Here is a 9499-nt window from a genome sequence, read left to right as displayed (position 1 = left end):
GCGCCCGGCTGCAGCCGGCGCAGCACGTGGAACAGCGCGATGAAGATCGGGATCTGCGGCAGGATCGGCAGACAGCCGGCCAGCGGGTTGACCCCGCGCTCCTTCTGCAGCTTCATCATGGCCTCGGAGAAGCCCTGCCGGTCCGACCCGTACTGCTTGCGCAGCTTCTGGATCTCCGGCTGGATCTCCTGCATCGCCCGCTGGCTCTTCACCTGCTTGATGAACAACCGGAACAGCAGGATCCGGATCGTGACCACCAGCATCACGATCGACAACGCCCAGGTGATGCCCGAGGCGGGATCCAGGAACGTGGAGAACAGTGCGTGCCACTGCTTCATCACCCACGCGATCGCGGTGTACAGCCAGTCAAGCAACGCGGGCCTCCTGCTGCGCAGACCGGCGGGGGGCCGGCGAAGTGGTCGGGTCGCGTCGCGACCGGTCGAGAGTGGCGCCGGGAGCCGGCGCGGGTGCCGCACTGCCCGACGAGTGGCCGCACGCCGGGGTTCCGCCGCTGCCGCGCGCCGGCGGCACCGGATCGAAGCCGCCCGGGTGCCAGGGCGCGCACTTCAGCAAACGGCGCAGCGCCAGCCAGGAGCCGCGGGCCGCGCCGTGGGTGGCGATCGCCTCGGCGGCGTAGGCGCTGCACGTCGGCGCGAACCGGCACCGCGGCGGCAGTGCCGGGCTGATCGCCCGCGAGTAGAAGCCGATGACGGACAGCAGAGCCCGGGCGACCCACCCGCGACCGGCGCTGGTCATCGGGACCGGACCCGGGGGTTCAGCACCCGGTCGAGACCCGCGACGAGGTCGGCGCGCAGGGCCGCCGACGTGGCCTCGGCCGCCTCGGGGCGCGCCCGGACCACCAGGTCGGCATCGGCGGGGAGCCGGTGCAGCTCGTCACGGACGACCACGCGCAACCGGCGGGTGACCCGGTGCCGGACCACGGAGTTGCCCACGGCCTTGCCCACGACGAAACCCGCCCGGGGGCCGTTCCCCTCAGGGGTCGGCCCCGGGCGTCCGGGGAGGAGATGGAGCACCATGGTCGGCCGACCGGCACGACGACCGGACCGGACGACCGCGGTGAACTCCGGACGCCGGCGCAGGCGTGCCTGCGCGGGCAACACGTCAGGCGGAGAGCTTCTCGCGGCCCTTGCGCCGACGGGTCGCGATGATGGCCCGTCCGGCGCGGGTGCGCATCCGCAGCCGGAAGCCGTGCGTCTTGGACCGACGGCGATTGTTCGGCTGGAACGTGCGCTTGCTCACGAGGTACTCCCACTACACGACATCGGCGGTGCGCATCCGCCGGCGGGCGGGTGCGCGCGGGGCGACCGGTGCGGCGAGCGCCGCTCCTGGTGCACCCCGGAAGCTGGTGGACCGCGACGGCCCCCGGTGCACACCGGCACGCGAGCGCGCCGAGGTGCCGCGGACGTGCCACGGACTCCGACCAGCATAACCGAGGACGGCGACTCCCCGGGCGGGCGGTCGGTCCGCGACTCCCCAGGTTCTCCCACGGGTGCCCGCGGACGGTGCAGCCGCGCCGCCGGAGACGGCCCGACACACCTCCCGACGCGCCGGGGACAGCGACGTCCGGCCGTTGCCCGCCTGTGGACGGGGCTGTTAGCGTCGCCGTCGCTCCGGCCCGAGTTCCTCGGTCCGGCTGCACCGGTCGATCCCCCGATCTGCCGACCGCCACACCTGCCCGCCAGCACCTCGTCTCCGCTCTGACCAGCGTGGACGCTCTGTACCGGGCCCAGCACCTCCAGCCTGGTCCCCGTTCTCCGCCGGCCGTGCACATCCTGTGGACACCGGTGTGGAACCGTTGTGTCCGGATGTCCACACCAGGGACTCCCCGAGCCCGGCGGAGCCGCTGTCGGAGGCAGGGAGCGTCGCGCAGGGCACCCGGCCACGGGAGTGGTCGGCCGGACGACACAGCGGGAGCTGGAGGAGGACACGGCCATGGCCGATGCCACGGTGGACCTGGCCACGGTCTGGGACCAGATCCGGGAACGGCTGGCGACCAGCCTGTCCCCCCAGCAGAACGCGATGCTGAACCTGACCCGGCCGCTGGGCCTGTTCGAGGACACGATGGTGCTCGCCGCCCCGAACGGGTTCACCCAGGCGGTGCTCGAGTCCCGCATGCGCCGGGTGCTGGCCGAGGCGCTGTCCGACCAGCTGGGCCGGGCCATCCGTGTCGCCGTCCAGCTCGAGGACTCCCCGACCGAGGCCGAGCCCGAGCCGGACGCCGACGACCTGCCGACCCGCCGTCCGTGGTCGGCGGCCGAGGCCTCCCGCCTGGAGGAGGACCAGCAGACCCGGGACCGCGCCGACGACGGGCGCAGCGCCTTCGGGGTGCGCGCCGACGCCCCGCCGGCCTGGGAGCGGGAGCCGTCCCCGCCACCGACCGAGCTGCCGCCGGAGCGTCCCGCGGGCCGCCGCCGGCGCGCCGCCGAGCGCGACTGGGGCGGCGGCGACGAGGCCGGCGTCCTGCCCTTCGAGTTCGACGAGCCGGCGACGGACCAGCGCGACGACGAGCCGGCCGGCCGGCCGCGCCGCTCGGCCCGGGGCGGCGACGCCGTCCCGCTCTTCGGTGGTGACCGGCGCCCGGCGGGCTCGGACCCGGGGCTCAACCCCAAGTACGTCTTCGACTCCTTCGTCATCGGCAACAGCAACCGGTTCGCGCACGCCGCAGCCGTCGCCGTGGCCGAGGCGCCGGCCCGCGCCTACAACCCGCTGTTCATCTACGGCGACTCCGGCCTGGGGAAGACCCACCTGCTGCACGCGATCGGCCACTACGCCGCGCGGATGTTCCCGAACGTGCGGGTGCGCTACGTCAGCACCGAGGAGTTCACCAACGAGTTCATCAACCTGGTGCACTCGGGGCGGGCCGAGGAGTTCCGCCGCCGGTTCCGGGACATCGACTTCCTGCTGATCGACGACATCCAGTTCCTGGAGCGCGCCGAGCGGACGCAGGAGGAGTTCTTCCACACGTTCAACACGCTGCACAACGCCAGCAAACAGATCGTGATCACCTCCGACCGTGCGCCGAAGAAGCTGACGACGCTGGAGGACCGGCTGCGGACCCGCTTCGAGTGGGGCCTCATCACCGACGTCCAGGCGCCGGACCTCGAGACCCGCATCGCGATCCTGCGGAAGAAGGCCTACGGCGAGCGGCTGCAGGCTCCCGACCAGGTGCTGGAGTTCATCGCCAGCAAGGTGCAGACCAACATCCGCGAGCTCGAGGGCGCGCTGATCCGGGTCACCGCCTTCGCCAGCCTCAACAAGCAGCAGGTCGACCTGCCCCTGGCCGAGCTCGTGCTCAAGGACCTGATCAGCGACGAGCAGGGGCCGCAGATCACCGCGGCCATCATCATGGCCGCCACCGCGGAGTACTTCTCCGTGACGATGGAGGAGCTGCAGGGCTCCAACCGCAGCCGCACGCTGGTCAACGCCCGGCAGATCGCGATGTACCTGTGCCGGGAGCTCACCGAGCTGTCGCTCCCGCGGATCGGCGCCTCCTTCGGCGGCAAGGACCACACCACGGTCATGCACGCCGTCAAGAAGATCACCAACCTGATGAGCGAGCGCCGGGCGACGTACACGCAGGTCACCGAGCTGACCGCCCGGATCAAGAGCCGCGCCCGCAGCTGACGGAGAGCGGTAGCCGGACACGGGCAGCGGCTCGTCGACGGTCGGGGGCGGCGCGTGGCCGCGGTGCGGTCCGGAGGACCGCGATGTCATCGCCATCGTCCACAGGCCTGGGGACGTCGTGGTGCGGTCACCGCCCGCTCGGGAGGCGGTCATCGGCGCTCCCGGGGCGGTGACCTCGGTCGACACGTCGCCTAGTTGTCCCCAGGGATGTGCACAGGTTGGGGAATCCGGTCCGGAACCGGTGTGGAGCACTCCCGCCGGACGACGTCGGACCGTCGCGCCGGATCCGCTGTCCACCGAGGTGGATAAGCCTGTTGACCAGCGACTTCGTTCCCTGCGCGCCACGTCGTCGACACCTGCGGGCCACGTCGGGTGCACAGTGCCTGGGGACCGACCGTGGGAACGGCGGGGACAAGGGGTGGACGACGACCGCCGCCGGTTGACAACCGCGGAGTTGTCCACGTGTCGACACAGGCGCGACGGTGGCCACGCACAGCGCGCCCACATGTCGACTTCGGCGCTGACCTGCACGAAGGGGCCCGTTCCCCAGCTTCCACACCTGTGATGACGAGGATGAGGGAGTTATTCCGGGAGATCCTTGAACAGCACTCTGGGTGGGGACGGCCCGCTGGCAGCCGCCTCGCGGGCCGTCGAAGAGCTCATGAGGGCAGCAGAGCAGGAGGGTCTGACAGGACCGGGAACGGCCCCGATGGGACCCGTTCGCGGGACAGCGGTTTCCCCCCGGCCCGGTGCGCACGGCACGATGGGGGACCGCACCCGCGGTCCGGCCTCCGGCCACCGCCGCGGGCCGATGCAGTGGACGACGAGCAGGGGTGGGTCAGGTCATGGAGTTCCGGGTGGCGCGAGAGGTGCTCGCCGATGCCGTCGCATGGACGTCGCGCAGCCTGCCGGCCCGGCCGTCCGTGCCGGTGCTCGCCGGGATCCTGCTGGAGGTGGACGGCAGCCAGCTGTCGGTGAGCGGCTTCGACTACGAGGTCTCCGCGCGGGCCGAGGTCGACGTCCAGGCCACCGAGAGCGGTCGCACCCTGGTGCCGGGCCGGCTCCTGGCCGAGATCACCCGTGCCCTCCCCCCGCACCCGGTCGACATCCGGGCCGAGGGGCCGCGGCTGGCGATCACCTGCGGCAACGCGCGCTTCAGCCTGCCGACGCTGCCGGTGGAGGACTACCCGTCGCTGCCCTCGATGCCGTCGTCGGCCGGGGTGGTCGACAGCGACGTCTTCGCCGAGGCCGTCGGTCAGGTCGCGGTGGCGGCCGGGCGGGACGACACGCTGCCGATGCTCACCGGCGTCCGCCTGGAGATCGACGACGACCGGGTGACGCTCGCGGCCACCGACCGGTACCGCCTGGCGGTGCGGGAGTTCGCGTGGCGCCCCGAGACGCCGGGGGTGTCGGCCGCGGTCCTGGTGCCCGCGCGCACCCTCGCCGACGCGGCGAAGACCCTCACCAGCGGCCCGGAGATCCTCCTGTCGCTGTCCTCGAGCGGCTCGGGCGAGGGCATCCTCGGCCTGTCGGGCAAGGACCGGCAGACGACGACCCGGCTGCTGGACGCGGAGTTCGTCAAGTACCGCGCGATCATGCCGAGCGAGTCCCACGCGTACGCGACGCTGCCGGTGGGCCTGTTCACCGACGCGGCCAAGCGCGTGGCGCTGGTCGCCGAGCGCGGCACGCCGCTGCGCTGCGAGTTCACGCCGGGCCAGGTCACCCTCCGGGCCGGTGGCACCGACGACGAGGGCCAGGCCGAGGAGCGCTGCGACGTCGAGTTCGACGGCGAGCCGCTGACGATCGGCTTCAACCCGTCGTTCCTGCTCGACGGGCTGGCGGCGGTGCACACCCCGCGGGCGCGGATGGACTTCACCAGCCCGCTCAAGCCCGCCGTCCTCTCGGGCGTGGCCGAGCCGGCCGAGGACGACGGCACGGGCGGCGGCCGGCCGGTGGAGAAGGGCCCCGACTACCGCTACCTGATCATGCCGGTGCGGCTGCCCGGCTGAGCCCTGGCGACGGGCCGCCGTCGCGCGCTGCGGCGTCGACCAGCACGATGGACACCGACGTCCCGGACACGGATGTCGCAGATCGCCGAGAGGGGAACGTCGTCGTGCAGCTGGGACTGGTGGGGCTGGGCAAGATGGGCGGCAACATGGCGGAGCGCATCCGCCGGGCCGGCCACGAGGTCGTGGGGTACGACCGCCACTCGGACAAGCGGGACGTGACCAGCCTCGAGGAGCTCGTCGGGGCCCTGCAGGCGCCGCGCGTGGTCTGGGTGATGGTCCCGGCCGGCGATCCCACGCGGTCGACGGTCAAGGAGCTGTCCGAGCTGCTCGAGGCCGGGGACGTCATCGTCGACGGCGGGAACTCCAAGTACACCGACGACCAGGTGCACGACGTCATGTGCCGCGAGAAGGGCGTCGGCTACATCGACGCCGGCGTCTCCGGCGGGGTGTGGGGCCTGGAGAACGGCTACGCGCTGATGGTCGGCGGCAGCAAGGACGACGTCGCCAAGGTCCAGCCGGTCTTCGACGCGCTCAAGCCGCCCGCCCCCACCGACGAGTCCGGACAGGCCGTGGGCGACGACGCCGGCTTCGTGCACGCCGGGCCCGTGGGCGCGGGGCACTTCAGCAAGATGGTCCACAACGGCATCGAGTACGCGATGATGCAGGCCTACGGCGAGGGCTACGAGCTGCTCGAGGCCGTCGACCTGATCGAGGACGTCCCCGGTGTCATCAAGTCCTGGACGCAGGGCACGGTCATCCGCTCCTGGCTGCTGGACCTGCTGGTCCGGGCGCTGGAGGAGGACCCCCGGCTGGACCGCATCCGCGGCTACGCCGAGGACTCCGGCGAGGGCCGGTGGACGGTCGAGCAGGCCATCGAGAACGCCGTCCCGATGCCGACGATCGCCGCCTCGCTCTTCGCGCGGTTCTCCTCGCGGCAGGAGGACTCCCCGACGATGAAGGCCGTCGCCGCCCTGCGGAACCAGTTCGGCGGGCACGCGGTCCAGGCCGTCCGCGAGCAGGAGGCCGAGCGCCCCGCATGAGCGTCTGAGGGTGTACGTCCGGCATCTCCAGCTGGGCTCGTTCCGGAACTGGGAGCGGGTCGACCTCGCTCTCGGCCCGGGCCCGACGGTGCTCGTCGGGCGCAACGGCGAGGGCAAGACGAACCTCGTCGAGGCGGTCGGGTACCTGGCGACCATGGGCAGTCACCGGGTCAGCTCCGACGCCCCGCTGGTGCGCCACGGAGCGGAGCAGGCGGTCGTCCGGGCGGCGCTGCGCCGCGACGACCGGGAGCTGCTGGTCGAGATCGAGATCAACCCGGGGCGGGCCAACCGGGTCCGGGTGAACCGGGCGCCGCTGCCCCGGCCGCGGGAGCTGCTGGGCCTGGTGAAGACGGTCCTGTTCGCACCCGAGGACCTCGTGCTGGTGCGCGGCGACCCGTCGGACCGCCGCCGCTTCCTCGACGACCTGCTGGTCAGCCGGACACCGCGGCTGGCCGGCGTGCGCAGCGACTACGAGCGGGTGCTCAAGCAGCGCAACGCCCTGCTCAAGACCGCCCGCCTGGCCCGCGGCGGAGCGCTGGCCACCCTCGACGTCTGGGACGGGCACCTCGTCGACCTCGGCAGCCAGCTCCTGGCCGCCCGGCTGCGGCTGGTCGCGGACCTGGTGCCGCACGTGGCCGCTGCCCATGCGCAGGTCGCCGGACCCGACGCGCCGGTGGCGGGGCTGGGCTACACCAGCACGGTGGCGCTGGCGGGGGACGGGACCCCGATGAGCGCCGGGACGCCGCTGCCGGACGTGGCCGAGCTGGCGAACGCCCTGCGCGAGCGGGTCGCCGAGCGGCGGCAGGACGAGGTCGACCGGGGGATGACGCTCGTCGGGCCGCACCGCGACGACCTGGTCATCGCCCTCGGCCCGGTCCCGGCCAAGGGGTTCGCCAGCCACGGGGAGTCGTGGTCGCTGGCGCTGGCCCTCAAGCTCGGCTGCCTGGCGCTCTTCCGCGCCGACGGGGAGGAGCCGATCCTGGTGCTGGACGACGTCTTCGCCACCCTCGACACCGAGCGGCGGGCAGCACTGGCGGCGGTGGCGCGGACGGCGGAGCAGACCCTGATCACCGCAGCCGTGCTCGACGACGTGCCGGCCGAGCTGCGCGGCACCCGGGTCCAGATCGCCGGCGGGGCAGCCTTCGTCGTCGAGGAGAGCAGCGAGGGAGTGCCGTGACCGAGGAACGGCCGGCCCGGCCCAGCGACGTGGCGCGGGCGGCCCTGGAGGCGGCGCGCGCGGCCGCGGCCTCGCGTCCGCAGCCGACCCGGCGCCGCATCGCCGGTCCGCGCCGCCGCTGGACGCCGGCCGGGCCCAGCGCCGACGACCCCCAGCCGCTGGGCCGGCTGGTCGACTCCCTGGTCACCGACCAGGACTGGACGGCCCACACCCGGGTGGGGAGCGTCTTCGGTCGCTGGGACGCCCTGGTCGGCGCGGACATCGCCGCGCACTGCCGCCCGAAGTCGCTGTCCGAGGGCGAGCTGCTGGTGGAGGCGGAGTCCACGGCGTGGGCCACGCAGCTGCGCTACATGGCGCCGTCGATCCTCGGCCGGCTGCGGGCAGGGGTGGGCGGGGACGTCGTCACCCGCTTGCGCGTTGTCGGACCGACGGCCCCGAGCTGGAAGAAGGGCCCGCGGTCGGTCCGCGGGCGAGGGCCACGCGACACGTACGGATAGGGCGGCCTCGCGCGAGGCCGCCCCGGGGAGGACGGCGACATGACCGGCGACACGACCGGGGCACGGCGATGAGCGGTCCGCAGGACCGGGACCGCGACGGGTTCGACGACCGCGACGGCAGCGGCTGGCAGGAGCCGGCGCACCTCGGCGAGGGCGGGCCGCAGGGCGGCAGCACGCCCCCGCCCGCCGATCCGCCAGCGGTCCCGCCCGCGGGCCCGGACCGGCCGGCGGGTGCCGACCGGCCGGCCGGGGACGCCGGCTGGCAGCCGCCCGGCTGGGACCTGCCGGCCGCCGAGCCGGCCCGTCCCCGGGAGGGCTACGAGTCGTGGCCGGAGCAGGGCGGCCGGCAGGCACCGCCGCAGGAGTCCCCGCCCCGCGGCGGTGGCCTGTTCGGACCGCGCCGTCCGCGCCGCCCGACCGACGTCGAGCAGGTGTTCGCCTACCAGGGCGACACCGTCGGCGCGCAGGGCTGGGCGGTGCAGCACGGCTGGGAGATCTCCGACGGCACCGGCCCGGGCGACGCCGGGCTGGCCGAGCTGGTCGCGACGGCGCCGACCCGGCTCACCCGCGACCACCGGGCGGCCGGCGTGATGCGCGGCCGCTACGGCGCGCTCGAGCTGGTGGCCTTCGACGTCGTGTACGCCGACAAGCGCCGGGTGGTCCCGGAGTACGCGGTCACCGCCGCCCCTGTCCTGGCGACCGTGCCGGGGTTGCGGCTGTCGCCGGCCCGGTTCTGGAAGCACCGCACCGGCGGGCTGGTCCCCGTCCCCAGCGGGGACCCGGAGTTCGACGGGCGCTGGGTGCTGCTGAGCAGCGAGGACACCCCGGCGGTGCGCCGGCTGGCGCAGGACCCGACGGTGCGGAGCCTGCTGCTGGCCAGCGACGACGGCGACGAGTTCTGGACCACCGGGGGCGGACAGGGCGGCCTGTCCGGCGGCTACGTCGCGGCCATCCGCCCGGACGGGCACCGGCCCGAGCTCATCGAGCACCACGCGCGGCTGCTGGCGGCAGTCGTGGCCGCGCTCGCGGTCGCCGGCTGAGGTCCGCGCCCTGAGCGAGCACCCCGCGGCGCCCCCGCGGCCGGCGGCCGGGCTGCGGCAGCTGCTGCCGTTCCTGCGGCCGCACCGGCGG

10 protein-coding genes are annotated in these 9499 nt (G+C 74.1%); 6 read left to right on the top strand and 4 right to left on the bottom strand.

Annotated elements, in window-relative coordinates; genetic code table 11:
- The 4 genes from yidC to rpmH all read right to left on the bottom strand — a co-directional run.
- The coding region (gene yidC, locus N555_RS0106625) for a membrane protein insertase YidC (protein ID WP_029430708.1) at window positions 1-374 on the bottom strand (374 nt) is incomplete at its 3' end.
- Window positions 367-756 carry a membrane protein insertion efficiency factor YidD gene (gene yidD / locus N555_RS27340; protein ID WP_081866031.1) on the bottom strand — a complete coding sequence of 130 codons (390 nt, stop codon included), beginning with the start codon at window positions 754-756 and terminating at the stop codon, window positions 367-369. The genes yidD and yidC, both read right to left, overlap by 8 nt.
- Window positions 753-1121, bottom strand: a complete 369-nt coding sequence (rnpA, locus tag N555_RS0106615) for a ribonuclease P protein component (RefSeq protein WP_029430706.1) — start codon at window positions 1119-1121, stop codon at window positions 753-755. The genes yidD and rnpA overlap by 4 nt, the downstream gene beginning before the upstream one ends.
- Window position 1122: 1 nt before the next feature.
- Window positions 1123-1260: a 50S ribosomal protein L34 gene (gene rpmH / locus N555_RS0106610; RefSeq protein WP_029430705.1), complete on the bottom strand. Its 138-nt coding sequence runs from the start codon at window positions 1258-1260 to the stop codon at window positions 1123-1125.
- A 693-nt stretch (window positions 1261-1953) separates the two neighbouring features.
- Here rpmH and dnaA point away from each other — a divergent pair.
- The 6 genes from dnaA to N555_RS0106580 all read left to right on the top strand — a co-directional run bounded on the left by dnaA (window position 1954) and on the right by N555_RS0106580 (window position 9408).
- Window positions 1954-3645 carry a chromosomal replication initiator protein DnaA gene (gene dnaA / locus N555_RS0106605; RefSeq protein ID WP_029430704.1) on the top strand — a complete coding sequence of 564 codons (1692 nt, stop codon included), beginning with the start codon at window positions 1954-1956 and terminating at the stop codon, window positions 3643-3645.
- Window positions 3646-4478: 833 nt separating this feature from the next.
- Entirely contained in the window at window positions 4479-5654 is a 1176-nt protein-coding gene (gene dnaN, locus N555_RS0106600; protein WP_231502625.1) for a DNA polymerase III subunit beta, read from the top strand.
- A gap of 104 nt (window positions 5655-5758) precedes the next feature.
- Window positions 5759-6694, top strand: a complete 936-nt coding sequence (gnd, locus tag N555_RS0106595; RefSeq protein ID WP_029430702.1) for a phosphogluconate dehydrogenase (NAD(+)-dependent, decarboxylating) — start codon at window positions 5759-5761, stop codon at window positions 6692-6694.
- 10 nt (window positions 6695-6704) lie between these two features.
- Window positions 6705-7871, top strand: coding sequence for a DNA replication/repair protein RecF (gene recF / locus N555_RS0106590; protein WP_029430701.1), 1167 nt, complete (start codon window positions 6705-6707; stop codon window positions 7869-7871).
- Window positions 7868-8368: a DciA family protein gene (locus N555_RS0106585; protein ID WP_029430700.1), complete on the top strand. Its 501-nt coding sequence runs from the start codon at window positions 7868-7870 to the stop codon at window positions 8366-8368. The genes recF and N555_RS0106585 overlap by 4 nt, the downstream gene beginning before the upstream one ends.
- Before the next feature lie 68 nt (window positions 8369-8436).
- A complete protein-coding gene (locus N555_RS0106580; RefSeq protein WP_029430699.1) occupies window positions 8437-9408 on the top strand; it encodes a hypothetical protein in 972 nt (323 codons plus the stop codon).
- Window positions 9409-9499 lie beyond the last annotated feature (91 nt).

It is taken from the genome of Blastococcus sp. URHD0036 (genome assembly GCF_000701365.1).
In the GTDB taxonomy this organism is placed as follows: Bacteria; Actinomycetota; Actinomycetes; order Mycobacteriales; family Geodermatophilaceae; genus Trujillonella.
Note: the sequence above shows the minus strand (reverse complement) of the source record. Positions and strands in the feature narration are given on the sequence as shown.